Source organism: Imperialibacter sp. (genome assembly GCF_040222815.1).
Lineage (GTDB): Bacteria > Bacteroidota > Bacteroidia > Cytophagales > Cyclobacteriaceae > Imperialibacter.
The window spans coordinates 125,543-152,497 of sequence record NZ_JAVKCH010000048.1; the positions used below are offsets into that span (position 1 = coordinate 125,543).

At 45.5% G+C, this 26,955-nt stretch carries 25 protein-coding genes; 6 read left to right on the forward strand and 19 right to left on the reverse strand.

The window, feature by feature from the left end; all coding sequences use genetic code 11:
• Positions 1–17: 17 nt before the first annotated feature.
• The 3 genes from RIF36_RS23485 to RIF36_RS23495 all read right to left on the reverse strand — a co-directional run bounded on the left by RIF36_RS23485 (position 18) and on the right by RIF36_RS23495 (position 2,049).
• Positions 18–1,103 (reverse strand): amidohydrolase family protein, encoded by a 1,086-nt coding sequence (locus tag RIF36_RS23485; RefSeq protein WP_350120266.1) that lies wholly within the window; start codon positions 1,101–1,103, stop codon positions 18–20.
• Positions 1,104–1,225: 122 nt separating this feature from the next.
• A complete protein-coding gene (locus tag RIF36_RS23490; protein ID WP_350120263.1) occupies positions 1,226–1,666 on the reverse strand; it encodes a DUF1801 domain-containing protein in 441 nt (146 codons plus the stop codon).
• A 35-nt stretch (positions 1,667–1,701) separates the two neighbouring features.
• Complete coding sequence (locus RIF36_RS23495; protein WP_350120261.1) at positions 1,702–2,049, reverse strand: nuclear transport factor 2 family protein; 348 nt, start codon at positions 2,047–2,049, stop codon at positions 1,702–1,704.
• Positions 2,050–2,393: 344 nt separating this feature from the next.
• Here RIF36_RS23495 and RIF36_RS23500 point away from each other — a divergent pair, with 344 nt between their 5' ends.
• Positions 2,394–3,089 carry a glycoside hydrolase family 16 protein gene (locus RIF36_RS23500; protein ID WP_350149693.1) on the forward strand — a complete coding sequence of 232 codons (696 nt, stop codon included), beginning with the start codon at positions 2,394–2,396 and terminating at the stop codon, positions 3,087–3,089.
• Positions 3,090–3,359: 270 nt separating this feature from the next.
• Here RIF36_RS23500 and RIF36_RS23505 read toward each other — a convergent pair whose 3' ends face one another.
• The 10 genes from RIF36_RS23505 to RIF36_RS23550 form a co-directional block, all read right to left on the reverse strand.
• Positions 3,360–3,983 (reverse strand): hypothetical protein, encoded by a 624-nt coding sequence (locus tag RIF36_RS23505; protein ID WP_350120258.1) that lies wholly within the window; start codon positions 3,981–3,983, stop codon positions 3,360–3,362.
• Positions 3,984–4,061: 78 nt separating this feature from the next.
• Positions 4,062–4,640: a Crp/Fnr family transcriptional regulator gene (locus tag RIF36_RS23510; protein ID WP_350120256.1), complete on the reverse strand. Its 579-nt coding sequence runs from the start codon at positions 4,638–4,640 to the stop codon at positions 4,062–4,064.
• 1,502 nt (positions 4,641–6,142) lie between these two features.
• Positions 6,143–6,988, reverse strand: a complete 846-nt coding sequence (locus RIF36_RS23515) for a DUF5677 domain-containing protein (RefSeq protein ID WP_350120253.1) — start codon at positions 6,986–6,988, stop codon at positions 6,143–6,145.
• Positions 6,989–7,267: 279 nt separating this feature from the next.
• Positions 7,268–7,642, reverse strand: a complete 375-nt coding sequence (locus RIF36_RS23520) for a hypothetical protein (protein WP_350120251.1) — start codon at positions 7,640–7,642, stop codon at positions 7,268–7,270.
• Positions 7,643–7,947: 305 nt separating this feature from the next.
• A complete protein-coding gene (locus tag RIF36_RS23525; RefSeq protein WP_350120249.1) occupies positions 7,948–8,451 on the reverse strand; it encodes a hypothetical protein in 504 nt (167 codons plus the stop codon).
• A gap of 211 nt (positions 8,452–8,662) precedes the next feature.
• Positions 8,663–9,265 (reverse strand): hypothetical protein, encoded by a 603-nt coding sequence (locus RIF36_RS23530; protein WP_350120246.1) that lies wholly within the window; start codon positions 9,263–9,265, stop codon positions 8,663–8,665.
• 479 nt (positions 9,266–9,744) lie between these two features.
• Positions 9,745–10,146, reverse strand: a complete 402-nt coding sequence (locus RIF36_RS23535; protein ID WP_350120243.1) for an ankyrin repeat domain-containing protein — start codon at positions 10,144–10,146, stop codon at positions 9,745–9,747.
• Between the two features lie 205 nt (positions 10,147–10,351).
• Positions 10,352–11,800, reverse strand: coding sequence for a hypothetical protein (locus tag RIF36_RS23540; protein WP_350120240.1), 1,449 nt, complete (start codon positions 11,798–11,800; stop codon positions 10,352–10,354).
• 291 nt (positions 11,801–12,091) lie between these two features.
• The gene (locus RIF36_RS23545) at positions 12,092–12,946 is read right to left on the reverse strand and encodes a DUF4382 domain-containing protein (RefSeq protein ID WP_350120237.1); all 855 of its coding nucleotides are present in this window, start codon (positions 12,944–12,946) and stop codon (positions 12,092–12,094) included.
• 36 nt (positions 12,947–12,982) lie between these two features.
• A complete protein-coding gene (locus RIF36_RS23550) occupies positions 12,983–14,458 on the reverse strand; it encodes a DUF4382 domain-containing protein (RefSeq protein ID WP_350120234.1) in 1,476 nt (491 codons plus the stop codon).
• 87 nt (positions 14,459–14,545) lie between these two features.
• Here RIF36_RS23550 and RIF36_RS23555 point away from each other — a divergent pair, with 87 nt between their 5' ends.
• The 3 genes from RIF36_RS23555 to RIF36_RS23565 all read left to right on the forward strand — a co-directional run bounded on the left by RIF36_RS23555 (position 14,546) and on the right by RIF36_RS23565 (position 18,551).
• Complete coding sequence (locus tag RIF36_RS23555) at positions 14,546–15,061, forward strand: RNA polymerase sigma factor (RefSeq protein WP_350072138.1); 516 nt, start codon at positions 14,546–14,548, stop codon at positions 15,059–15,061.
• A gap of 66 nt (positions 15,062–15,127) precedes the next feature.
• Positions 15,128–16,036: a FecR family protein gene (locus RIF36_RS23560; protein WP_350120231.1), complete on the forward strand. Its 909-nt coding sequence runs from the start codon at positions 15,128–15,130 to the stop codon at positions 16,034–16,036.
• Entirely contained in the window at positions 15,999–18,551 is a 2,553-nt protein-coding gene (locus RIF36_RS23565; protein ID WP_350120228.1) for a TonB-dependent receptor, read from the forward strand. The genes RIF36_RS23560 and RIF36_RS23565 overlap by 38 nt, the downstream gene beginning before the upstream one ends.
• A gap of 106 nt (positions 18,552–18,657) precedes the next feature.
• Here the strand turns inward: RIF36_RS23565 and RIF36_RS23570 are convergent, their stop codons facing one another.
• The 3 genes from RIF36_RS23570 to RIF36_RS23580 form a co-directional block, all read right to left on the reverse strand.
• Positions 18,658–19,491 carry a TIM barrel protein gene (locus RIF36_RS23570; protein ID WP_350120226.1) on the reverse strand — a complete coding sequence of 278 codons (834 nt, stop codon included), beginning with the start codon at positions 19,489–19,491 and terminating at the stop codon, positions 18,658–18,660.
• Positions 19,492–19,715: 224 nt separating this feature from the next.
• Positions 19,716–19,979 carry a hypothetical protein gene (locus RIF36_RS23575; protein WP_350149684.1) on the reverse strand — a complete coding sequence of 88 codons (264 nt, stop codon included), beginning with the start codon at positions 19,977–19,979 and terminating at the stop codon, positions 19,716–19,718.
• 330 nt (positions 19,980–20,309) lie between these two features.
• Positions 20,310–20,981, reverse strand: coding sequence for a DUF6962 family protein (locus tag RIF36_RS23580; RefSeq protein WP_350120220.1), 672 nt, complete (start codon positions 20,979–20,981; stop codon positions 20,310–20,312).
• Positions 20,982–21,181: 200 nt separating this feature from the next.
• Here RIF36_RS23580 and RIF36_RS23585 point away from each other — a divergent pair, with 200 nt between their 5' ends.
• The gene (locus tag RIF36_RS23585) at positions 21,182–22,453 is read left to right on the forward strand and encodes a hypothetical protein (RefSeq protein ID WP_350120218.1); all 1,272 of its coding nucleotides are present in this window, start codon (positions 21,182–21,184) and stop codon (positions 22,451–22,453) included.
• Between the two features lie 9 nt (positions 22,454–22,462).
• Here RIF36_RS23585 and RIF36_RS23590 read toward each other — a convergent pair whose 3' ends face one another.
• Both RIF36_RS23590 and RIF36_RS23595 read right to left on the reverse strand, forming a co-directional pair.
• On the reverse strand, positions 22,463–24,082 hold the full coding sequence (locus RIF36_RS23590) for a sulfatase family protein (RefSeq protein WP_350120215.1): 1,620 nt from the start codon (positions 24,080–24,082) through the stop codon (positions 22,463–22,465).
• Positions 24,083–24,172: 90 nt separating this feature from the next.
• Positions 24,173–24,610, reverse strand: a complete 438-nt coding sequence (locus RIF36_RS23595) for a PH domain-containing protein (protein ID WP_350120212.1) — start codon at positions 24,608–24,610, stop codon at positions 24,173–24,175.
• A 102-nt stretch (positions 24,611–24,712) separates the two neighbouring features.
• On the opposite strand from RIF36_RS23595, the gene RIF36_RS23600 reads away from it, so the two are divergent.
• Positions 24,713–26,452 (forward strand): family 43 glycosylhydrolase, encoded by a 1,740-nt coding sequence (locus tag RIF36_RS23600; protein WP_350120209.1) that lies wholly within the window; start codon positions 24,713–24,715, stop codon positions 26,450–26,452.
• Between the two features lie 8 nt (positions 26,453–26,460).
• Here the strand turns inward: RIF36_RS23600 and RIF36_RS23605 are convergent, their stop codons facing one another.
• Positions 26,461–26,928 carry a DUF1440 domain-containing protein gene (locus RIF36_RS23605; RefSeq protein ID WP_350120206.1) on the reverse strand — a complete coding sequence of 156 codons (468 nt, stop codon included), beginning with the start codon at positions 26,926–26,928 and terminating at the stop codon, positions 26,461–26,463.
• Between the last annotated feature and the right edge of the window lie 27 nt (positions 26,929–26,955).

Here is a 26,955-nt window from a genome sequence, read left to right on the forward strand (position 1 = left end):
ACCTGATGCAGTGTTATTTATTGAAGCCCCAGGAAATTACTCGCATTTTGGAAGTAAACCTTTTCCAATACCTCCCTGGATAGGCCCAGGCCCCTTGTGTGTTGCTTCCTGATGACCAGCGAGTCGGTGGTGCTTAGGTACCGCCACAGGTCGTTGTAAGTGGCATCGAGGTCATCCTGCTCAGCGTTTAGCTGTTCGGCTGTCCAGCCCTCTGCCGGATCGTAGTTCCCAAAGTCGGTGCCAAACATGATCCTGTCCTGGTACTTCACGTAGAATTCCCTCACCTTGTCGCTGTTCTGGCTGGCCAGGTCGCCGAACCTGGCCGCAGGCTCTACCATCATGTTGGGGTACTTGTCCAGGCGCTCGGCTACCATGTCCACGCTGTGCGACATGCTGCCCATGTGGGCGCACAAAATAGGCAGGTCAGGATTCGCTTCAATCCACCGGTCACGGGCGGCGATGATGGTTTCATAGCCTGGGATCTCAGGATGGGCGAATGCATGGTATTGCGGATTGTTTTTGTAGTACTCGTAGTGCGGGTTCATTGGGTTGTCCAGTGGTCGCCATGCCTGTACCGGCTCACCTATATGGGCCATCACGGGGATGCCGGTTTCCTTTAGAAAATCCCAAATAGGCTGTAGCCGGGCATCGTCAATCTGGATGAAATTGCCTGAAGCATCTTTTGTCACCATGCCGAAGTTCTTCCACACCTTCACCATTTTGGCTCCGGTGGCAATCTCCTCTTTCAGCCGTTCAATGTTTTTAGTGGCAAAGTCCGGGTCATCGATGCCCACACCCACCAGGGAACTGCATAGATAGAATATCTCTGGGTTTTCGATGTTCATGTCTACATACTCTTCCCAGCTGCGCCGGATGCTAGCAGAATCCTCATGAGCCACATCCACCAGCACTGCCTGCATGTTCCAGTCCTGAAAAAAGGAGGAAAGGTAGGGTCGGGGATAGCGATAATGCGCATGCACGTCAATTTTGCGAATCGACTGCTGGTCAATGGCCTCTGGCAGATCGCCGCTAGCCTTGTCCGAAGTGGAGCTACAGGCGGCCATTACAAGGAGTGTAAACAGATAATTAACTGGATTTTTCATATAAACAGATTCAATGTCGTTTAGTTAAGTGGTTCAATCTCCCAATTCTATTTTTTACCCTTCCCTTCTGTCCAGCTGGGCAGCTCAGTCCAGGTCGTGGTTTGAATTCCCAGTTTCAAGTCCTACTTTACTCTGCAAGAACATTCGTGGTGTTCGTTGAGATACGCAATTGACTCCTGACAAATTTTTTCCAGGGTCGAAGTGTTGATATCCGAAAGTCTCTTTATGTAGATGCAGGCCTTAGCTATTTTGAACTTGCCTAAATCCTCCAGCAGTCCCCTGGTCTTTTCTGTTTGCGAGTGGACATACAGTGAAAACTCCGCTTTTCGTGGAGAAAAGCCAATCAGAGGAGCATCTCCTTCGTGGCCACTTGCATATTTATAATGATAGCTGCCGAACCCAATGATAGTCGGCCCCCACATTTTAGGTTCAAACCCCGACCATTCCCGCATTAGCTCAATTAATTGAAAACTATCTGCTTTCTTTTGGTCATTGGTCACGTAGGAGTTCACAAAATCAACTACACTGACTTCTGTTTCGGATGTCTTATTTTTCTTACTCATATCGGCTTCCGCTTTCAAAAATTTGTTGGGCGCTATCACTTGGCCTGTATGCAATAGGAAGTTATTTTTTGAATTTGGTTATTGTTATTGAACTCATACAGGTCGCAGGCCGAAACAAATGAAACTCGTTTGTTGTCCCTTAAAAACTCGGCAGTTCCACTTATTACAACACTATTTCCATCGGCAATTACGCTTGAGGTCTTGAAGTTGGTTGTCACCGATTGAAAGTATTTAGCCACCTGTTCGCAATTGTCGATGATTGCTTTTTTGCCCACAAATTTATTTTCCTGTACAACTACCCACTCTGCATTATCGGCTATGAATTCATACGTTTTTACAAATTCTCCGTTTGAAAATGATTTTGCAATTTCTGTCTTGATCATTTTGTAAAAGTTTTGAGTATGAATAGCCCGTTTATCCATTGCCTGCTAAGGTCGGTCAATGATTTGTAGCTAAATGTCATGCACTTCCCTCGCCGCTAGCCACGCTTTGCCAACCGTGGTTTTAGCGAAGGCTGGCAGATGATAAAAGTAAACTTTGTGGCGGAGATTCCAATCCTGCTACCACCAGATTACCAATGAGGCCTGCATTCATTTTTGCTGTATAGCTTTAGTATTAATGGTTTTTGTATTTTGGTTGTAAATTACTTGTTGTGGTTCGGCGATTAACTTTTCTATTTGTTCTTAGTGCTCTGGTTTCTTGTAAAGAAGAAGACCCCGATCCTGCGGTGGAGAACTGGTGTCTGGTTTTTGAGGATGAATTTGATTCCTTGGACCAAACAGTCTGGGAGCCTTCAGTAGCACCAAATGGTATCACCTACAGAACAGATCGACAGGAAAATGTTAGAGTTGAAAATGGTTTACTCATCATGGAACTTCACAAAGAAGATTATGAGGGATATGCTTACACCGGAGCTGATATTGCGTCTGTCGACTATTACCAATATGGAAAAATAGAGTGCAGAGCAAAGCTCCCAACTGCTAATAGAGCCTGGCCTGCATTTTGGATGTTGGGGTCGTATGATGAATACGGAGAGTGGCCGAATTGTGGGGAGATCGATATTTTGGAGTACTGGGGGTACAATGCTCCTGACGTTTATACAAATATTCACACCAGGAATTCGAATTGGAAGAATGGCAGGAATAGAGAAAAGCATTCAACTTCAGTTTCTCTTCCAGATGCTACCGAACAATTTCATATTTATGGACTGGAATGGTACAGAGACCGTTTGGAGTTTTATATAGATGGGAGCCATTACTGGACTTTCGATAAGTTTAGCGACAACTGGAGGAAATGGCCGTTTGACCACCCTATGAGGATCGTTTTTCAAATGTTTGCGGCTCCAGATTACGAGGGCTCTGATGCAGAACTGCCTGATCAATTTGAGGTGGATTATGTTAGGGTCTATAAAGCCTGCCAGTAACCTTTCAAGCCAGAATAGCTGAGCGCTCTTAGGCATTCAATTTACTGATCACATGTAGGAAATAGCCCCAGGAATTTTTTATAAGGGACTAGCGGTTTGCAGCCATGCGCAGGTGGGGAGTTTAAGCACTGAGCTTTCAAAAAAGTACTGGAGTTTGATTAAGCACTAATCTGCCTGAAAGCACTGAAGCCCCACTTGTGTGGGGCTCGCTGATGCAGGCTCGTGTTACACCTTTGCTGTTTCAGTCACATTCCTATCTTCGCAAAATCACTAAAACTTAAACCCAAAATCAAGCCCGGGTTGAATAAAGTAGTTCGGCCATTCTTGTTCTACTGCTTTAAAAGATTCCGGAACGTTAGTTCTCACAGGCCAATAACTAACTCCAATGGCTGGCTCAAAAAAGAAGCGGTTTTTAAAAAAGGTAAACTGGTAACCTAAATAAAAGTCTGTATATAATGTGAATCCATTTCCAACCTTCTTTTTATTCTCATCCATATATTTTTCAAAAGCATTCAATACATAAACAGATGTATAGAGTCCTTTCCACCAAAATCGCTGATACCCAATTTGAGGAGCAAGTATGCGTGCATGTCCGGGATAGTTTAGTCCGGGTGCATCAAAATCTGGTCCGAAAGGGATGCCTAATGGCCAGGCATAAATGGATTTTTTAAATCTCAATTGAACAACGTCTTTTGGTGTAATCCTGTATCCTGCATTTATTTGGATATACTTAGGTGGATTTGGGTCATCAGGAATAAAATTTCCTAACATCAACAATGTACTCCCAACAAACCACTTTCTATAAGTACTGTCTTGTTTGGCATACTGAGCTTTGAGTTGAAATGTACTTGCCATCATTAAGACTAAGCCAATGAATAAAAATCTCTTTTGCATCTCTTTTTTGTTAAACGATGGTGCAAAAGTAGATTGGCGGGATACGAAAACTCGTTCACTTAAGTTAAGAAATACGTTTTAGCTTTTTCTTTCAAGAATTCTTGCTCTTAGTCTGCTTAATGATTGAGGTTTGATCCCCAAATAGCTCGCTAATTGGTGCTGTGGAACACGCTGAATAAGGTCTGGTCTGTTTTGAATTAAGTTCAGGTATCGTTGTTCGGGAGAAGAGGTCTTAAACTCGTCAAAGTCTATTTGTTGTTTAGCTAACAATTCTTCCGCCAATATTCTACACATGAGTTCAAACTTTGGAAATTTACTGTTTATTTCCACTTCCATATCAGCATTTGAAACGGTAAGAATGCTGTCTTCAACACAGCTAATGAAATATTCAGAAGGAGCTTTATTTATAACACAATGAGGCGTTATGGCGTCCATCTCTGTGTAGAAAGCTGTTGTTTTTTCCTCTCCGTCTACTATATAATAAATCCGAATACAGCCTTTTAGAACAAAATAGCTGTCTTGCGATTTCTGGCCTTTTTTGAGTAAAGTTGTCCCTTTCTTTACCGAGCGAAACAGGTCTAACGAAAGTATTGCGTTCTTCTCATCTTCTGTCAGAGAAATGTATTTTGATATAAAGTCAAATAGTGTGTCTTGCATTGTTTTTATGTGTTGTTACGTTATTGCCTTCTGTTTTACTTGCTTGCCACTAGCGCTCAGCCAAGCGGCCCTTGGGGACTGGTAAAAGATACCGCCGCCGTCTGCAAATAGCCACGCTACCGATAGCTGTCGGTAGAATAAAAATACACAAAGCGGCATGGACTGCAAGCCATGAGTAACACCGTTGCTATCTGTTTCACTTATCTGGCTTTCCGGTTCGCAGTCAATAGTAACTTTGTTGCGATTTTTCGGAAGTGGTTCCCTGATTTTGGGAGCTGCTTCAAAACCAGCCGGTTCCGGTTACCTGTTTTTCTGTACTACTTCAGGAATTTCGGTCACTAACATCCGAAATTTTGGATATACATAGGATAATTCGGTTATCACATGCGAAGTTTTGTATACCACTTAGAAATTTTCGGCTAGTACATACGGATTTCTGCTTTCCACTTAGGAAAAATCAGATGTCAGTTACCCATTTTTGGTTTCTACATAGGAAATTTCGCATGTTAGTTACCCATTTTTGGTTTCTGTATCGAAAAATTTGGATGTGGGTTATGGATTTTTGGTTATCACATACAGAATTTCGGATATGACATACGAGATTTCGTATGTCACATAGAAATTTTCGGTTATCACATACAGAATTTTGTATGTCATATAGGGATTTTCGGATACAACATACGGATTTTTGTATGTCACTTATGAAAATTTGCATGTTGGTTACCCATTTTTGGTTTCAATATCGGAAAAACCGGATGTCAGTTATGGATTTTCGGTTATCACATGCAGAATTTCGGATATGACATACGGATTTTCGTATGTCAGATAGAGATTTTCATGAGGAATAACCAACAATCGGTGAGTAGGTCTTGGCAATGAGGCCCAAATAATTGTTAGATGATTTTTTCATATAACCTTGTGTAATGCACTGCTCCACGCATTGCAGACACTTAACCACACAGATGCCTAAGGGTTGGCTGTGGGTTAGAATGTGTCGCTTCGGCATTGGTGTGGTTGTCGGAGCATCAATTGAAAAAACAAGGTGCCGTTAGGTGTCTAAAAAATTCTGGATGTAAATATTTGCATGTCTGAAATTGTCATTCTGTTCCCCTAAAAGCATAAAGTCCTTAAGTCCATGAAATAAGTTGTTTCTAAAACGGTACACAATTATGCCAACTGACAAAATTTTGTGATGAGGGTTGTTATTAAGATTCAAAAGGCATTCTCTCACTAGATTCATTCTGTCATTCGGACGAAAGTGTAAATTTTCAAAGCGCTGATTTGTATTTCCGTTCGCAGTGTATCGATTCTGAAAATAAATCAAAATATCGTTGAAGTCATTTAACTGAAGATTTCGATTTACAATTTCAAGCTGTAGTTGATCAATTGTAAAAGAGTTATTAAATATGGTGTTTTCATATATATTCCAAAGAAGGGCAAAATTCTTTACCTCTGAGATATCTTGCTCAGTCAGATTTGTTCCATACTTATTATTTATCCAATCAATCATTTTTCATGGTCTTGACGGTGTCTGCATATGCCACTAATGCATCATTAGATTCACTAAATATCTCTTTCGTTGAATCAACTGGGAATTTTTGGTTGAGAATATTGAGCAAGGCGTTTATTGAAATATTAGTCTGTTGAAGAAATAGTGTTGCTAATCTCTCCTGATGTTCGCTAAAGAATTTAGCTGCATCTTCAGAACTATTGAATGCACTCATATCCTTCTGCTGCATCCCTAAATAGATTCTTGCTCCATAGTAGGAATTATGAATTATTTCAGAAACGTCTCGGTATATACTGTAAAATGCAAATGTCAAAAGGCCATTTACGTACAGACCGTATGTCTTTCCTATTTTTTCTAGTTTCAGCTTAGTAGTTTCAGGTGTCCAGCTATTGATTTCCTTGCCGCTTTTCGTTGTGAAGTCTGCTAAAGCCTCTTTCATATGATTTGGAGCTGCTTTTTCTATTTCATCTAAGTTGTCAGCAAGTGCTTTTTCAACCTTGAATCCATTTATGTCAATACCATGAAACAGATCTCGATACCCCTTTTGATAGGCATATTTCTTAGAGCTAAGGACAGCAGCGTCTCCTTCAGCGCATATAAAGCCGACATTAATGACAGCTTCCAAAAAGGGCCTTGAAAGAATGATCATGTCTCGGTAGTGCTTATTTTCAACGAGCAGGAGTATACTCTCAAGACTTGCTTTGTTCAAAGTTAAAATTGGTCCGATTACAGAAGTTAATTCAGAATAAGCAATCTTGGTAGGGGAAATAGCACGTATTGCTCTGTCGTAAAAGCTAATTTGTTTGTTTAAATGTTCTATCTCTTTCTTGATGCCCATTTGTATGATAGGTCAATTGGCTCTTTTGCTTGCTCGGTGGAGCGCAGGAATGAGCGGCAAACAAATGTGCCAATGTTCGAAGCACTAATCTGTCCAGCGCGGCATTATGCATAACGACGGGCTCGTGCATGGGGATTGCAATCCACAATCGTCTCCTCACAAAGTAGCCACTCAATTGATAAATTTATACTTTGTGGCGGACTTTCCAAGCCCGCAAATGATTGATCACGACTGAAGCCCACATTCACTTTTAGTATCCATGTGTTGGGCTTTCGTTTTTCATTTTATTCGGCTTAGGTCTCCGCCGTCAAAGCCAGTTGTTATCACGTCTACATTGGCTAGCTGACTGTTCGTAAATGCGTCCGAGCTTATGTAGTCCGCCAGGGACTTTACAACCAGTTCAAGTACAGCCATCCAGTCAAGCTGGTCGGTCAGTTCCGTTGGAATTTCCAAGTATTTATTGGTCGGTTCGAAATCGACTTCGATTGCCCAGTCATCGTCGTCTGGATCATATTCTTTAGCCCCAATTAAATAAATCATGTATCCTTCGGTTGTCTCAAGAATTCCGAAATGACATGCTTCAATTCCTTGAAGGTCAGTTGCTAAAATTTGGTTGTTTGAAATCCAGTCAGCAATTAAGTTCTCTAGTTTCATTTCTTGTTGTACGTTTGAGCAGCCGAGATGTCCGGTTAGGCAAAAAGATAAAAAACACGCAGTAAATAATTGTCTCATTACGTTCCGGGAATGAAGCCCAACGCCTCAGTAAAGTGAGTGTGGGAGTTTTATGCAGCTCCGCTTCCACTGGCACTTAGCCACGCTTTGCTAGCCGTAGCTTTAGCGAAGGTTAGGCGATGATAAAATTATAATTTGTGGCGGGCAATCCAAGCCAACCGATACTTGAAAACCGCCGAAGCCCACATTCATTTTTAGGCCCTTGTTAGCGTGTTTTCCGTCCTACTTCAAAACTGCTGAAGGAACTCCTCAAGTAAGTCTTCATCCTCCATTTCCATGATAGCCTTGCCTAGTTTGATCTGCCCGCCACAGGTTGCTATCGCCGACAAAGCCATGATCAGCGTCGTCTTGTCCAGGTCCTTGGTCAGGTTGGATACTGCAAAAGCCCTAAGGGCAGACAGTCCTTTTAGGTAGTAGTCTTGGAACTCGGCTGGGAGCTGCGGATTGTGTCCAGCGTGTCGTTGCTGTTCGATGGTTGAGCAGATAGCCAGTAAGTTCCAGTCGAAGAGATTCTTTTGTATGCCAATTCGAACAAGTTGCGGAAGTGCTAAGTAGGATGCGAGTCCAACGTCACCCTGATGGTGCAGTTCTTCCCACAGCTGCTCCCAAATGTCTGCTATCGTTTCGGAATCTTGAGCAGCCTCCAAAAGAGTCAGTGGAACGGATGCGTCGAAAGCAGCTCGGTATCCACCGTCGATCTGTTGCCATATTTTATCCGTCAAGTCGATCATATTCACGCTAACCCAGCTAAGCAGCGTGGGGATTGGTAAGAGTTACCGCTGCCCTCCGCAAATAGCCACGCCGATGAATAAAAATACACAAAGTGGCGGGGACTGCAATCCCCACAGCCATTTCCTTACAGGTGAAGCCCCATGATGTCTTAGCTTTGTGTTATAGTGATTTTTCGGCCGGCCCATCTTCGCATGATTTGATTACAGAATATTACGGAGAGCATTTCTCAAATAGCATCAGATTTATTGTTAGGCCCTCGTTCAGAAGTATGGCAGATTTGTACATCTGCAATGCTGAAATAGACTCTACTAAGTCAGCATCTTCAAAATGCAACCGTTCAAATGAATACGCATTGTATTTAGGGTCATGCTTAAGAAGCGGATTCTGTTGAGGATTGATAGATATTTGATTCTGTTTCAGACCATAGGATTTTAAAAGATCGGAATAGTCGTCAAGTTGGGTTTTCAATTTTGTTGCCAGGCCTTCTCTGATCATCAAGGTTTCTATTTGCTCCTTTGAGTGAGGATTAAAATAAAGCCCGTTTTCGTTATATCCTCCAGAAACTTCAATCATTCGATCTTGGGTGTCATCGATGAATTTAATCAATTCAGAGGTTGAACTTCGCAGTTCTAGTATGTCGGAATATCTTACAGAATCTTGCTTTAGCAAGTTTGACAGTTGCTCAATGGATTGATGATGAAAAGTCATCGTAGAATATTCTAACAAATGATTATGCAAATCATGTTGTTCTGGGTATTCCTTGCTTCCGCAACCAAAGCATAGAACAACTAAGGCAAATGCTATTTCTTTCATATATAAATTTTGTCATTACGTACCGTATACCCTGACATCAGATTATAATGTTTGGCTGACGTCATGCAGACAAATCCATTGGGTTCCGCTGAATACTGCGTCGCTCTGATCCGGCGGAAAGGGCAAGTCGAGCCGCAGCAAGTCTTGACATCTGTAGGCGTCTATTTTTTGCTGTCTCCAAGTGATCGACAGAAAGTTTCACCAATGTTTGCAAGTAGCTGAGAAAAGGCCGCTTTCTTTTTTTTTATCCGCTTCTGTAGTCAAGTCCCGCAGTACTTCACTATAACGCCCGGCTAAAATGAGTGGGGGATTTTAGGCAGTACCGCCTCCATCACCACTTAGCCACGCCGATGATAAAATTAACTTTTGTGGCGGAGATTCCAAGCCAACAAACGACTGGCTACCACTTAAGCCCACATTCATTTTTAGCCACGTGTTATGCACATCTATTTGGCTTGATATTCTGCAAAGGCATGAATTTAAGTGAAATGCTGCCGAACCGGATAATTCGCTATTCTTTCTGCTAGTAAAGCTGGACTCACACCGTGATTGTTAAGTGCATCCGGGTCGGCTCCATGGGTCATTAGCAGTTTTATGAGGTCGCCGGAATTGTCTCGGCAGTTAAATGTGGCTCTAAAGAGTGGAGTATTACCGTCTAGGTCCTTGACGTCTACGGTCGCACCATTTAGAATTAGGAGTCTGCAAGATTCTACATCGTAGTTCTGGCATGCGAAGTGAAGAGGTGTCCAGCCGGTTTTGTCCTGGAGGTTTACATCTGCGCCAGAGTCTATGATGCTCCGAAGTTTGGGTAAATTACGTTCTATGGTTGCATAGTGTATGTCGGTGCGTCCCAATTTATCCGACTTGTCAGTTGCTGGCATCAAGTTCATTTTTGTAAAGCAAGTCCGCTCTTGCCGTTCTTGTGCATAACACTAGTGTAAACCAAGGGTTTGGTTTACACACCTTATAACTATTTTTCAAGTTAATAATTAAAATACCTAAACAAAGCCCATAAAGCTATGCTATCCGTTAGTAAACGTATAATATATGTGTATTTATGCTCATAATAGTAGGGTGCGGTTTTCTCTACTTCTTCCTCACTACCAGCACCATATCCGCATTCCCCGGCACCGACACTTTTCCGTCGGTTACTGTGCCCCTGGAAACAACCTTCCCAGTCGTCACATCTATCCATTCAGTGGTGTAGCCGCCTGCCGGTAGGTTGAGCGAGATGTCATAGCTCTTCACTGCCAGCGATTCCCAATACACCACCCACATGTCGTTGCCATTGCTCATGGCCAGCGTGGTGGCACCGGGTGCTGCTTTCACCACCGAGGCATCGGGCTTCAGGTTCACAAAGTCATGGGTTTCCATGAAGGTTTTCAGTACCCCAAACTGCTTCCTCAGCGCAGGACTGCCTCCCCCCGGAGATTCGTAGGTGGTGTCTTGTCCGTTTTCCTGGCCTACAGAAAAGGAGTAATCCAGATGGCTGAACAGGGCACCGCCTGCCATCACAAACTGCCATACCTGTCGGCGATAGGTTTGGTCTTCACCTCCGGCAAAGCCCGTTTCGTTAAAGCCCAACACCTTGTTGAGGTAGTAGTTTTCGCTGGCAGCCCTTGGGTAGGCGTAGTGGAAATTGAAAATGTCGATCTGAGGATCCGGCTCAGTAATGGGGTAGTAGAAGTTGGAGATGTTCTGCGAGATCAGGTGCCTGTTGGTCAGCTTGCTTTCCTCATCTTTGATCCAGCTGGCTACCTTCTTTTGCCATTCGTTCGACGCTTGCGATACCACCTGGATCTTGTCCGTCCACGGGCTTTCACCATAGTCGTTTCTGGTGAAAACAATTTCGGTATTATCGGCCCAGGGTTCGTTTTGTATTTCAAAGTAAAAGTTACCGAAGCCGTTCAGCTCCCGTACCAGCTTTCGCACGTAAGCCTCCTGACGAGCCAGCAGTCCTTTGTTGTTCAGGGTATTCACCTCTTTAGCCTCCAGCGCTGGCGTGCCATTGATATTGTTTGCGGGGTTGAAGGCAGCGTAGTTCCAGCCACCGCCATAATGAGCTGAGAAAAGGCAAACTTCCACCATCACCTTGTTTGTGCTGGCAAGGGTCATGAAGTCTTTCAGCCGGGCAAAGAAGGCCGGATCCCACTGATCCAGGTCAAATTTGTTGCCGCCCAGCGCATAGCCGGGCTGGTTGCTCCGCTTCCAGGGTAGAATAGCCCGTCCGTCTGCCGGTGCCATCGTGTTCTTTTTGATGCCAAAGTCGCCCTGCTTCTCCAGATAGGCACCTGTGAACAGGCGGGTATGGTTAAGTCCTTCGCTGCCAAGGGTGTTCAAATAAGTTTTGTAGTCGAAGTCGAGGTTCATCACCGCCCCGTAGTGTTCGCCGGAACCAATAATGATCAGAGGCTTGCCCTGGAACTGAAAGTAATGGGGGTTTTGAGGGTGGAGCTGGAGGACGTTTTGTGCCTGGGCTGAGCATGTGGCTAATAACAGGCCTAGAAAAATGGAGCGTATATGAGCGACTTTCATAAATGATATTTGTTGCAGTTAACACCGTTCGGGGAGAGGTGGTGAATTTTTTTTTTGTAAATATAAAGATAGCCAAAGTTAATGCTGCTAACCTATGCGGCTAAAAAGTTGGCGCTGCTTTATGTCACCTCGTCAGGGAGCTGAGATTCCCCGATCTGGAGGTTGTTTGTCAGGCAGCAGATAGCAGCTTGAGGTAACCGGGGCAATAAAAAAGGGAAGCAAAGCCCAAAAGCCCGCCTCCCCTGAAACCTAAGAGATTTACCGTGCTAATACGGTATCTTAAACTTCTTTTTATTCTTGGTTGAGTACAAAATCTTGGGTGGTAGCATTAGCCGCCACAATCTCCACTCCATCGGAAGTAGTGGCTGCGAACCCGCCCGCTTCTACCGTTACATCGTAGAGGCCAGCCTGCAAGCCAAGCACCGTATAGGTACCATCTTCGGCGGTTAGAGCGGTGGTGTTGAGGGTGTCGGCAGCATAAATCGACACGGTGGCTCCGCCCACTGCCACTATTTCAGTTTCAGTTTCGCCTTCCACTTCGGTTGTTACAGCGCCCACCAGCCGGCCGGCAAAAGATTGGTTGGAGGCCTTGATAACAGGCTTGAAGCTGAACCCGGTGATTCCAGATGGAGAACTGGTGCTGCCTTTGGCTACAAAAGAGCTGGCAACGTCGAAGTCGAGCAATAGTTCGGCAGTAAGGCCGCCCGCTACTTCAATGCCAGGCTTCACGAATATTTTAATGCCCGAGGAAGAGCCGCTGGGTACTTTCAGGTCAAAAGTAGTGCCGTCGCTCAATACCACCGTGGCATCCGCTACGTACACTCTGATGAGGTCGTAGGTTCCTTCGGGAATTTCTACATCTGCCAGGTTTTCGGTTACACCGTTGGTAAGGTCGAGAAGGTTGGCTGATACCTCGCCTTCCATGATGGTTATAAAGGCACTTTCTGAATCTCCACTTTTCTGTCTGGCTTCAATTTTAGTAACGGTTACGTTTGCCTCGCTCACCAAATCGCTTGGAAAAGGTGCGTCAGTCATTTTTACTACTATCTGTCCGGTTCCTTTGGAGTCACTATCATTGTTGCACCCCACAAATACGGCAACAATAGCCATGGCAATAAATGATGATAAAATGTTCTTCGTTCTCATTAGTTTTGTTTTGTTGTAAAAGAATAACTGGTTTGATCAATTGTTGGTCAGATCGATATTGACTGTAGTTTCTTTTCCTTTCTCGATCAATAGATTCTCAAGAGTTGACGTTTCGTAGTCGGTTAATTCTGCCTGCACCTGATAATCTCCGGGGGCGAGACCGAGGATGGTAAACTCGCCATCTTTGCCGCTCAGCGCTGTGGTGTGAAGCGTGTCGGCAGCAAATAAGGTTATCTGCGCTCCCGACAGGAGCAGGCCACCCGTGTCGCTAATGGTGCCTGAAAGAGTACCCGTGGCAAATTGATCGGCCGCCCGAATCACAGGCTTGAAGTTGAACCCATTGATGCCGGCGGGGGTGTTTGGATTGCCTCTCACCACAAAGCTGCTGCTAACGTCAAAATCCAGTAAATAGCTGGCATTTTCGCCCTCCTTTATTTCAATATCAGTGGCTGGTTTCACCTTAATGCCATTCTTGTCGCCTGATGGAATATTGAGATCGAATAGTTGCCCGTCTTTCAGCAGCACACTTCCATCGGTGACATATACTCTAAAAAACGAATATGAGCCCACCGGCAATGCTGTTTCACTTAACCTTGCTGTGATGCCATTACTCAGATCGAGTAAATTGAAGGTCGTCGGCTCGTTAAATATTGTGACAAACGGTATCGTGTCATTTGCCACACCAGTCTTCACCTCAATTTTAAAAATTGTGACGTTAGCTTCTTCAATCAAGTCAGTTGGGAAGGGGGCATCAGTCAACAGTAGCTCCAGCTTTCCAATGGCGAGTGGCAGGCCTGTGTTGTAGAAGATTCTATCTGCCTCATCGCAGGCATCCTGTTCGGTATCAAACACATTTTGTAACGCAGTATTGCCTGCAATCGCCTGAGCGCCCGTGCTTGTAATAGCCTGGATAGGAAACTGAATAGAAAGAAGGTCGTCGTCGCCGAATTCACTTAAAAGCCGAAAAAGGGAGGCATCGTTGGTCACTGTTCGGCTGTCGGCAATCTGGTTTTGCAGGTTATAGGTGGCTATGGAGATCGGGTACTCTATGTCGATGCACTCGATGTCATCGTCAAGCCCGTTGGCCGCACATTGGGCTGCCAGCATGTCTAGCTCTTCCTGACTGGAAACTGCCACCTCCGTGTGATCGGATTTGATCACACGCAAGGGGAAGTCCAATAAAAAACGGTCTGACTGGTAAGGGTTTAAATAATATATGTCCTGTAAAACAGTTAAATCAGCCTGCGTGCTGACAGTAAATACCTTTCCCCTGAAGCTTCCCTTTACCGGTAGCGTCAGTGTCAGACAACTGGCATTATCGATTACATTATCGTCAGAGCCATCCTTTAGCGACATTTTTTGTAGCAGCTGCCCAAGGACGGATCCTTTGTTGAAAGCAATTTCTTTGTCGGGTGCGGTAATATCCTCCGAAGGCTCCTGGCAAGAGACCACCGTCATCACCACGCACAATAACAAAATAGCCTGCTTGAAAAATGTAAATTGTCTCTCCATAGCTTTTTGCCAAGCTTTCGATAATAAAACCGGCTGGCGGTGAAAACTCCTACCGGAAAACCTAAACTTTGTTAAATTGGGGTTCATATGAGCCATGAGAAGGGAAATGTTTGTGATGAAGGCAGGTTTAAAACACTTTTCAGAGAGCTCTCCAAAGACCTTCATGATTTTCTCTATTATAAGTACGGTGCAGGAAACCATCCTGCAGACATAGTGCAGGAAGCTTTCGTGAAATTATGGAATAACTGCAAGAACGTACCACCAGAAAAGGCAAGGGCCTTCCTTTTTACTGTGGCCAACAACCAAATGTTAAATGAGCTGGCAAAAAGAAAGACGGCGTTGCGGTATCAGGATACCGTAGAAGCAAAGCGATACACACTTGAGTCGCCTGAGTTTGCGATGGAGGAAGAGCAATACAGGCAGCGACTTCACGCTGCGCTCGAAAGCTTGACCGAGGATCAGCGGGTGACTTTTATGTTGAATCGGGTAGAAGGCAAAAAGCACCAGGAAATTGCCGATATGCTGGGTATAGGTCGCAAGGCAGTTGAGAAGAGGATATACACAGCATACAAAATTATAAGGGAGCAGCTGGGTGATTTTTGAATGAATAGAAAATGTGGCAGGTAGGAGATTCTTGTATTCATCTGTTTTTATTAAGAAGTAAAAATTATGAACGAAGAAGACTTGGTAAAAAAATGGCTCGCCGGAGCTCTTTCAGAGTCGGAACGGCTGTCGTTCGAGGGAACCGAAACATATCGAAAACTACAGCGGATGGACGGTATTCTGCAACAGATGAAAGCTCCCGACTACGACGTTGAAGCGGAAGAGAAAAAGTTGCCTACCGCCTCTCAGCCAGCGGGCGTTGTACCGATATGGCGACGAAACGCTTTTTTGAAGATAGCTGCATCTCTGTTGCTGGTGCTTAGCGCCGCACTTGCCATAGGCTACATGTCGATGGGAGATGAGACAATCAAGGTGCTGGCGGCCACGAAAACCACGACTTACTTGCCCGATTCTTCAGAGGTTGTGTTGAACAACGCCTCAAGTCTTACCTATAGTAAAAGCCGGTGGAACAAAGCCAGAGTAGTTGAATTAAGCGGCGAAGGTTTTTTTAAAGTCTCCCATGGCTCCCGTTTTGATGTGAAAACATCATCGGGCACAGTAACCGTTGTGGGTACGCAGTTCAATGTGAAGAGCAGAGCAGGGTATTTTGAAGTGCAATGCTATGAAGGAGCTGTGAAAGTTCGGTCAAATGGCTCTGAGCAAATATTAAAAAAAGGTCAGGGATGGCGTTTGATAGGTGGTTTGTCAGCAGCTTTGGAGTTAGGTGCCGGCGATGGCCCCGGTTGGATGGGTAACGAGAGCAGATTTGAAAGTGTGCCCTATGGTCAGGTGGTGGAGGAGTTTAAAAGGCAGTATGGCGTTAAGGTAAACCTGGTTCATGTGGATGTCAATCAGGTATTTACCGGAAGCTTTACGCACGACAACATAGAACTTGCTCTGCAATCAATCACGCTTCCGCTCAATATAAAGTTTGACCTTGAAGAGAACCTGGTTCGTTTGTCTGGTGATCGATAAAAAAGTAAAATTTTTTCTCTTTCTACCTCTGCTTTTTTTAGCGGCACACATTTTTGGCCAGCAAAAAGATGATGCCCACTCGTTGTTATCGGTTCTCAAAGTTCTTGAAACCAGGTATGGAATTGCATTTTCCTATGCAGATAAAAATGTTGCAGACCATTTTGTTGACCTTCCGGCTGATGACCTGAGCCTAACGCAATGTTTGAACTACCTGCGGGAGGTCACCGATTTGGAATTCGAGCAATTGGATGATCGATTCGTTGCCATACGGAAGCCGGAGGCTATCCCCAGGGTGCTCTGTGGCTACCTGATAGACATTGGAACCAACGAGCCTGTGATATCAGCCATGGTACGACACCGGTCAGCTTCTGCAGTGACCAATTTGGAAGGATATTTTGAGTTAGCGCTTGAGGAACCAGCATCCACCTTGCGTGTGAGGCATCTGGGGTATCAACCCCTGGAAATAGATCTGGTTGAAGAAAAAATTACGGATTGCCTGACCATCAACCTCACTCCCAAAACAGTTGAGCTTGAAGAGGTACTTATCTCCAATTATCTCGTTGGTGGAGTGAGTAAAACCGTTTCTGGGGGTTTTGAGGTAAAAACCCGGGAACTACAGGTGCTGCCAGGCATGAGTGAGCCAGATGTGCTTTACACCATGCAGGCTTTGCCGGGTATACAAAGTGCCAACGAGTCGGTGTCCGACATCAACATAAGAGGTGGGAGTAATGATCAAAGCCTTATTCTTTGGGACGGGATAAAAATGTATCAGTCCAGTCATTTTTATGGCCTTATCACTGCTTTTAACCCCTATTTTGTTGACAAAGTAATCCTGACAAAAAATGGAACCAGTGCCCGTCTGGGCGAAGGGGTGTCAGGCACCATCGAGATCAAACCCGACGACGACATCGCCAAAGAGTGGAGTGGCGGTGGCGGCATCAATCTGCTAAGTGTAGACGGTTATCTTACTGCACCATTATCTTCCAGGGCTTCAATAAGTGTCGCTGGCCGCAGGTCTATAGCCGATATTGCAAGAACACCCACATACAATAACTACTTTGATAGGGCGTTTCGCAACACCGACGTCGCCAGCGCTTCGGCGGGCGATAGCTTGTTGAATAGTAACGAAGACTTCTATTTTTATGATTTAACGATAAAAGGCAACTACCAGATTTCAGACGACGACAAGCTAAGTCTCAGCTTTCTGCAAATTTTTAATGACTTGATCTATACTGAAAATGCCGAAGTAAATGGTGTAAGTGAGCCAAAGACAAGCAGTCTTACTCAGCAGAGCATGGCTTCGGGCATTCAATATGAAAAACACTGGAGTCCTTCGGTGAAGTCAACGCTTAGCCTGCCTGTCTCATGGTACAGGCTCAGGGGTGTTAACAACGATATTCCTAACAGCCAGCGGTTGGAGCAGGAAAATGAGGTGTTGGATATAGGTTTCAAAATTGACACCCGGCTGCTTATTAATGCAACTACCGATGTGACCGGGGGTGTGCAACTCACAGAGGTAGGCATTGGTAATCTGGAAGTGCTGAGCAATCCGGCTTTTCGGAGATACATAAAGGAGGTCAACAGAAACCAGGTGCTTTTTGTTGATGTCAATCACTCTACGCCATCAAACAATACCAACATAAGTGGAGGGTTGCGTGCCAACTACTACTCTACGCTCGATCAATTTACCCTGGAGCCTCGCCTTGCCATTCATCAGAAGCTGGCCGAAAATGTTGCACTTGAAGTGCTGGCTGAGCAAAAAAGCCAGTTTACTACCCAGGTGATCGATTTGCAAAACGATTTTTTAGGTGTCGAGAAACGAAGATGGGTTCTTTCCAATGGGGAGAGCATCCCACTTGTCCGCAGCAAACAGGCTTCGGTGGGTTTGCTGTATTCTCCTGATAGGTGGTTGATTAGCGCAGAGCCTTACGTCAAACTGGTCAAAGGCATAATTACGTCCAGCCAGGGGTTTCAAAACCAGTTTCAGTACCTGAGATCAAGCGGCAGCTATCAGGTGTTTGGTGTGGACTTGCTGGTGAAAAGAGACTTCAAAAAGCTTTCTGCCTGGACGAGTTATGCGTTGGCCAAAAACCGATATAACTTTCCTCAACTAGCGGTGAGCGCTTTCCCCAATAACCTTGATATTTTACACAATCTGACGGTTGGTACCAGCTACACCAATGACCGCTTTCAAGCATCAACAAGCGTTAGCTGGCATTCTGGCAGGCCCTATACTCACGTAAATTCGAGTAACCCGATTGTCAGTGGGAGCATCAGTTACGACATCCCCAATGCAGCCAGAGTAAGCCCTTACTTCCGTATTGACTTGTCAGGCAGGTATAAATTTGCTTTGGGAGCCAGGGCTCGGGGGCAGGCTGGCTTTTCGATTTGGAATCTGACGGGGTACGAAAATGTATTGGGAACTTATTATCGCATTGACGACGGTAACTTAAAAACTATCAATCAGGCTGGATTAAAGCTTACACCCAATATGATGTTCAGGGTGTTTTTCTAAGTGAGGCGAAATCGAACTTGATGATATCGGGGTGGATTGGAAAAAAGCGTTGTCATATCAGGAAAAATATATCTTATCCTGATATGACAACTGGAAGAAGCGTCTATTAAATCACCTTGAGCACTCCCCTCACATAGCCGAAAGACTCGGCAGCACCCGCTAGCGGATCTTTGCCGTCTTTCTCATACTCCAGCGACATATAGCCGGTGTAGCCTACTTTAATCATGGTTTTCAGGAACGCCGGTATGTCTGTCACACCACGACCAATCTCAAGCGGCTTGCCATCTTCCTGGGCTTTGTCTTCGTCCTTTAGGTGGATGTCGTAAATGCGGTCTTTGAATTTTTCAGCCCACACCGACGGATCTTCTCCAATACGCACCACATGGCCAATGTCCATGCAAAGGCCAATACGCTTGTCGAGCCCTTTCACTTTTTCGTAAACATCCTTAGGGCTGCGGTAAAGGTCATCTCCCGGGCCATGGTTGTGGATGGCCAGTTTGATGTCTGTCTCTTTCACCTTCTTTTCAGCAAGTGGCAGAAGGTCGTAGTTGGGCACGCCAATGATCATTTTCATGCCTGCTGCCTTAGCATAGGCAAACGCCTGGTTCACTTCGGCTTCTGTTTTCATGTAAACGACGCCTGCACCGTACAACTCAAGACCTGCATCGGCTATTTTCTTTGCAGCCGCTTTGATGTCTGCCTCTGAAGAATCAAGCGGCAGGTGCATGCTTTTTAGTGCAATCTTGGAAATGCCAAGCCTCTTGGTGTATTCTATGGTGGTATCCAGCGAAAACTCACGAAAGGTGTAGCTGGCAAGGCCAAGCTGAAAAGTGTATTTGCTGGCCCTGGCTGGTTTGGCGGAGCTAAGGGCTGGCGCAAGTACCATCCCGGCACCCGCAAGACCTGCTGTCCGTAGGAAATCTTTTCTATTCAATGTCATCGTTAAGCATGGTTTAAGTAGACTTTAAATATAAGAGATATCGAGCGAAAGGGCTATAGATTTTATGCACTGAATGCTAATTCATGACAAATATCCTTTTAGACAAACGCCTGAACTGCAAAAGCGGGCTTCTACTGTTTTTCCTCCAGTACCTGAAAGTGCTAGCTCTCAGTTTTCATATTGGTGTAATTGGATATTAGAAATGGATTGATCTCTCCTAGATATCAAAAACTGTAGCCCAGGCTAACGCCCGCCCAGGGATTAATGAAGACAATTGGTGTGTATCCTGCTCGAATCTCCAACCCTTTGCGCCCCATATACCTGTAACCTACTCTAAAACTGGGGAGTGCTCCCACCTGCTTGTGTGATCTTTCTTCAGGAGTGTTTGCAAAACTTACGCCTGTGGTATAGGCTGGGTTGATGGAAAAGCCTAACTCTAGCTTGCTGGTAGATTTTCCCATCAACCAATTGAGCTGAAGGGGAATCATGTAAAATTTGGAGTCAACATTTTTGCTGTGTTCTGGAAAAGCTGGAGCTATTCCTATGGAAGGTGCAAATATGGCACCATTCTTCAAGGGTATACGTCTTTCGTAACTGATCGAGCCAAAAACCCCTGTTCCACCCAGTTCTGCAATAATTGCGTTCCTACGAAAAACCGGAGCTTCTTGAGCGTATGAGTGTGATGCGGAAAAAAGAACAATTGTGACAAAGAAAAGAGCTGATAATAGTTGAGGTAGTTTCATAGTATGGGAGTGTAAAAAATGATAGGATGAGATAAATTTAGTTAAAAAAATTATTTGAAAAAAAATGCAGTCAAATTATACTAGTACTTTACTGGATTTCATTTCAATTTTTTGCACTCCCTTATAAATAAAGAAGGTAGCCACAGCCATCAGCACGTGACTAAGTGCCAAATGATTGAACCACTGGTGGATGGACAGCTTGTTCATGAAGACAAGTGCTGCCAAAGCAGCGAAGGCAATGCCGATGAGGATGCTTTTGCTCGCCGGGTTTTTTGTTTTTAAGTAGAGGTAGCCTTCAAACGACAACACCACGAACATCAGGCCATAGCCGGAATGAAACTCAACAAAGAAGAAATTGAGCGTGAATATGGTGAGGCTCAGGAATGTGAGCAACTCAATGATATTGATCACTTTCAGTATCTTGACGGCAGACTCTTTGAAAAGCACTCCGGAGTGTTCAATTGCGCCTCTTTCAATCAGCATGATGGCGAACATACTGATGACCCAGCCGGGTAGCTTCCAGCCAAAGGAAAAGGCATAGAGAAACGCATGCCCAAGCCAGCCACCGAACGCTGTGGCAATGCCCATAAGCAGGAAATAGTATTTGAACCAGGTGAATACTTTCTCAGCTCTGCCCGATTTTTGAAGCTTATAAAAGTAAAAAATACACAGGCCAGAGACCAGCAGGTCGGTGATGGTAACAATGGGCTCATCTATTCTAAGTCCAAATAGATGAATGGTATTCATAGCATCCATATTTTGGCAATCCTATTGACTTCATAACGGCCCTTCCGGGCTTTAGTTCCACAATCTTCAGCTTTGGTGGGTTGCGCCTGATGTTGCATATCCCGCCGACTACGCTACTATTTTATTTATTTGATCAAACGGCTTTTATTTATGGCTAATGATTAATTTTCATGGATTTTTTGGATTTGTTTCTCTCGAAAATGTATAAACACTATTTTCAAGGCGTATTTTTTTGTGTCGCTCTGTGGCATGGTTGCGCTGCTTTTGGTCAGTCTGCTTTGCCTGTTGATGACAGAAAAATTGTGCTGATAAAAGCGATAAAGACAGATGGAACCGAGGTTGCTGGTTTTTTACTCGATTTTGATAAGGAAAACGGGCTTCTTCATTTTCAACAACGAGATGAACTGTTGGTGGAGGAGCTGAGGGCTGAAGAAATCGATAGGATTGTCTATTTCAAGAAGGGCAGTTTCTGGAGAGGTTTTGGTTGGGGCGCATTGGTCGGAGAATCATTGTGGGCTACCTACGTTTTCAGCAACGAACCTGGCTACTTTGGTCGGGGGTTTGATCTGGTGATCGGATCGGTGCTGTTAGTTCCCCCGGTGGGCATTGTAGCCGGTATTGTGGATGGCGCCAAAGGCGTGCATCTTGATTATGAGGTGGGGGGTGATAAGGCTGCCTTCCAGCTGCCGATAGACAGGCTTTCACGATTTACCAACCAGGATGTGCATTTGATACGGCCGTCGGAAAAGGGTAAGAAAAGGCTTCGTAACTATAGCTTCACGGAGACACCGATATCACGAAGACACCCTCAGTATAGCCCCCGGTTTCACTTTGGCCTTTCCTATGGGCTTGGGCTAACTGGCATGAGTAGAAAAATCGAGAAGGACTACAGCCCTTTGCAGTTTGATAGCAGATATGGTGACAGCAGAAGAGGACATGATGGCATATTTAGAATCGGCGTTTCTTACTCGCTGAGCGATACACTCGAAGTGGGTTATGACTTCCAGAATGAGTATGGCGATGTGGTAAACTTGTACGGAAGCAGGAATGGTTACGAGATCAGAACATCCGTTTACATGTTCCAGAGCAGCCACAAATTATATGGTATGTACCACCTAAGGCCGTACTACAGAGCTGTTGGCACGCCTTTTCAGCTATCCGGTGGCGCCGGGCTGATTTTTAGCAACACCTACCTGGCGACGGAAACATACGGCTCCTCCTCGTTTCCTGAGGTTTTTGTGTATGACGAAGAACGACGCACGACACTTGTGCCGGGTCTTGCCTTCATGGCACAGGCATCTTACTTCATTAACCCGAACTTATCGATCCAAATATTGCTTGAGCAGGATGTGTATACCAGAGCCTCCACTGAAGGTCTTAGCCTGGGTGAGCCGGTAAACTACAGCACAAAGCCACTCAAAATCGCTCCCAATCTTTTCTCCGTTGCCACTGGGCTCCGGTTTCATTTATGACCGAAAGGCTTACTTGAGCTCTTTATACTTTTCAATATACATCTGATCCAGCTCCTCCGAGTCTTTGTACTTCACCCTTAGCCCGGCCAGCTTTTCCTTCAGGTCTTTCACTACATCGGCATAGGCCGGATCGTCGTACACGTTGGTCATTTCCTGGAGGTCTTTTTTGCGGTCGTAGAGCTCCCATTCGTCCACATCGTGGTAAAAATGTACCAGCTTATACTCCTCGGTGACTATGGCATAGTGGCGTTTTACCATGTGCACACCCGGGTATTCGTAGTAGTGGTAGTAAACGGCGTCTCTTTTGAATGTATCGTTTTCGCCTTTCAGGAGTGGAATCAGGCTCTCACCCTGCATGTCGGCTGGCACTTCTGCGCCTACGGCTGATAGCAACGTAGGTGCAAAGTCGAGGTTTTGCACCATTTGGGTGTTGGTAGTGCCCGGCTGAATCACCCCTGGCCACTTCACCAACAATGGGGTTTTGAATGATTCGTTGTAAATAAAACGCTTGTCGAACCAGCCGTGCTCACCCAGGTAAAAGCCCTGATCGGACGTGTAAACGATGATGGTGTTTTCAGCTAAGCCATTTTGCTCCAGGTAGTCGAGCACCTTGCCCACACCCTCGTCCACGGAGGCAATCGATCCGAGGTAGTCTTGCATATAGCGCTGGTAGCGCCATTTCATCTTTTCTTCCTGGGTCATGTTGGGGTAGTTCTTCTTGAACTCCTCATTCATGGGGCCATACACCGCATCCCATTTGGCCCGCTGCTCAGGATTCATGCGGCCCACTTCTCTCTTGAAGGCGGCTTTGTCCCAGTTGGCAGTTTCAGGGATGCCCAACTCGTCCATCACCTCAGGGTAGATCTTGGAGTCGCCCGCCCAGTTCATGTGGGTGAGCAGGTTCATTTCAGCCTCTTTGGCTGCAGAGCCACGGCCTTCGTAGTTGTCGAACAGCGTAGCAGGTTCTTCAAATGTTTTGTTGATATACTCTGTGTAGTGCCTTTCCGCTGGTAACCACTCTCTGTGCGGGGCTTTGTGCAGGTACATGAGCAGGAAGGACTTCTCAGCATCTCTCTCTTTGTCCAGCCAATTGAGTGTCATGTCCGTGATGATGTCGGTCACGTAGCCTTCCACCTTGATATTGCCTTCGTTTTTGGTGATAAAGTCTGGGTTATAGTAAGCGCCCTGGCCTGGCAGAATTTTGAACTGGTCGAAGCCCTTGGGGCTATTGCCAAAGTGCAGCTTGCCGAACATGGCCGTTTGGTAGCCTTCTTTTTGCAAAAGCTGCGGGAAGGTGACGTTGGTAGTATCGAACGGAAAGTTGTTGTCAATTTTGCCGTTCAGGTGGCTGTGCTTGCCCGTGAGAATAACGGCACGGGAAGGTGCACAGATAGAGTTAGTGACACTGGCATTGGTAAACAACATGCCTTGTTTGGCAATCCGGTCGATATTGGGCGTTTCAATCAGCTTGTTGGAATAGGCACTAATGGCCTGATAAGCATGGTCATCCGACATGATGAACACGATATTGGGGCGCTTTTTCTCTGCTTCTTTGGGAGCAGAAGGGCTGCAAGAATAAAGGGAAGCGGCGAACAAAAGGCCGAAAGTCAACTGACTGATGGGTTTCATTGGGAGCGGTTTAAGCTTGAGTAAAATCCAATTTACCAATAATGATCAAAAATCTATGGCGAGGATGCGATGACCGGCAATAAGGCGGTTTTAAACTAATACTTCGATGGTTGGATTGAGCTGCTTCAGGGCCTCCAGGAATTCGTTTTCCCTGTCAGGCGAAATGACTACTTCGCCACCTTTGTACTTTATTCGGAGTCTCCTGATGGAATTAGCCGGTGCCGACAGCAAGGTGTAGGTGCGATGAGCCGTCCAGATGTCTTTTATCTCGACTTTATCAGCTATAAATGGCCCGATTTTTACAATCAGAACACTGTCTTTAATGGCATAGCCGGTGCCGAAAAATATGGTGAGAATGAAGACCAGAATGGGGATCCAAATAGCCAATGAGATAAAGATTGAAGTGGTGTGCATCGATACAAGAGACCGGTAGATGTTGGCTGTGCCGAGATAGGCAAGTAGCAGTACAATGAGCCAGACTAGAACGCTTTTGCGGGAGGGGTAGTATCGTTGAGCAGTTGTTTGCATCAGAATTTACTTGTTGTAATATAGGCAATTCCGCCCATTCCGAAATTCTACGAATTCTGATATTTACTATTTTTATATTTACTCTGCTTATTCATTATACCTATGATACGTTTCACCCTAATAGCCCTCCTGCTATTTACTGGTATTGCTTCTTTCGCTCAGCAGTTCACCTATTGCAATCCCATCAATATCGATTATGGCTACACACCAATCCCCAACTTCAGCGAAATGGGTCGGCATCGGGCCACAGCAGACCCCGTCATCACTGTTTTCAAAGGCAAATACTATCTCTTCTCAACAAATCAGTGGGGCTACTGGTGGAGTGATAATATGTACAACTGGAACTTTGTGCCTCGCAAATTCCTGAAGCCATGGCACGATGTTTACGATGAACTCTGTGCACCAGCCACGCTCGTGTTGGGCGATACGCTCTATGTCATTGGTTCTACGCACACGAAAGAGTTTCCGCTTTGGATGAGCACCAACCCCACAGTAGACGACTGGACTGAAGCCGTTGACAAGTTTGAGGGCGCCGCCTGGGATCCGGCCTTTCTGGAAGACGACGACGGTCGGGTGTATCTCTACTATGGCTCCAGCAATTTTTATCCCATGTACGGAATAGAAATTGACCGAAAAACGCTTCAGCCAAAAGGAGAGAGAGTGGACATGATCCAGCTAAATGACAGCATTCACGGTTGGGAGCGCTTTGGAGAGCACGCCGACAATACTTTTCTTGACCCCTTTATGGAAGGTGCCTGGGTGAATAAGCACAATGGCAAATATTATCTGCAATATGGCGCTCCCGGCACGGAGTTTAGCGGCTATGCCGACGGTGTTTACACCAGCGACAAACCCCTTGGGCCCTGGACGTATCAGTCGCACAATCCTTTTGCCTACAAGCCTGGAGGATTTGCCAGAGGTGCCGGGCATGGCGCCACTTATCAGGACTTGTCGGGCAACTGGTGGCATGTTTCCACGATAGTCATCGGCGTGAAGAACAACTTCGAACGCCGCCTTGGCATTTGGCCAGCGGGGTTTGATAACGATGGCATCCTGTATTGCAATACCACTTTCGGCGACTATCCTCACTACCTGCCAAATAGCCCGGCTGATCACTTAAAAAGCAGGTTTACCGGCTGGATGCTATTGAACTACAATAAGCCTGTTCAAGTCTCGTCTACTTTGGGAGGTTTTGCGCCTAATCAAGCTGTGGATGAAAGTATTAAAAGCTATTGGAGTGCTGCTACCGGCAACAAAGGAGAGTGGTTTCAAACTGACCTGGGCGAGGTGAGCCAGGTGAATGCCATTCAAATCAATTATGCCGATCAGGATGCTGACTTCCTTGGCAAGCCGACCGGTTTCTACCATCAGTACATTATCTACATTTCAGAGGATGGCAAGAAATGGAAGGTGGCTGCCAACAAGGCACAAAATAAAATAGACGTGCCTCACGACTACATCGAATTCAGTGAGCCCATTAAGGCTCGCTACCTGAAGATGGAAAACATTCATATGCCCACAGGCAAGTTTGCGCTTAGTGGCTTCCGGGTTTTTGGTAAGCAGAACAAGCCACTTCCGGCACCTGTCAGGCATTTTATCGTGCTCCGTGGCGACAGCGAACGCCGCAATGCCTGGCTCAAATGGGAGCAGATGCCCGATGCCACCGGCTACAATATTTACACAGGTATTGCACCCGATAAGCTATACAATAGCGTCATGGTGTATGGTGCCAATGAGCATTATTTCACAGCCATGGACCTGGACAAAACCTACTATTTCCAGATAGAGCCTTTCAACGAGGCGGGAGTCGGGCCAAGAGGCGAAATTATGAAAGTGGACTGAAGCCCCTGTCAGGAACTAAAATGTTTTCTGGCGAGCAACACATTTGGCAAACCAATAGCCACAATTAGTATACATGAACCAATGATGGCTGAGGTCAGGTTGAAAGGGAACTTAGGCGTATTGGATAGCGGGAGCACTACCTGATTCATTACCAGCCACACACAGAGGCCATAAGTGACTGCAGGAAGTAAGATGCCCGCTCGCAAAATTGACACTCTGCTATAAAGCAAAAAGAAGAGAGTGGCCCATGCGAAGGCAATTAAGTAATGGAACAGCAAGCCGAAAACTGCGACCATTGCTCCACCGGAGAGCGCTTCAACACCAAAAACACCACTGGCAACGAATTTGAGTACGGCTGAGGGGCTTGTGGAATTTCGGAGCCAGGCACTGGCGAAAGCGGAGAGGATATCCAGTGTGCCTGTAGCAAAGCCAGCAAAAACAATAGCTTTACTCAATGGCTTGTTTGATGTGCTCATAACGAATTTGTTTAAGTAGCCGGATGT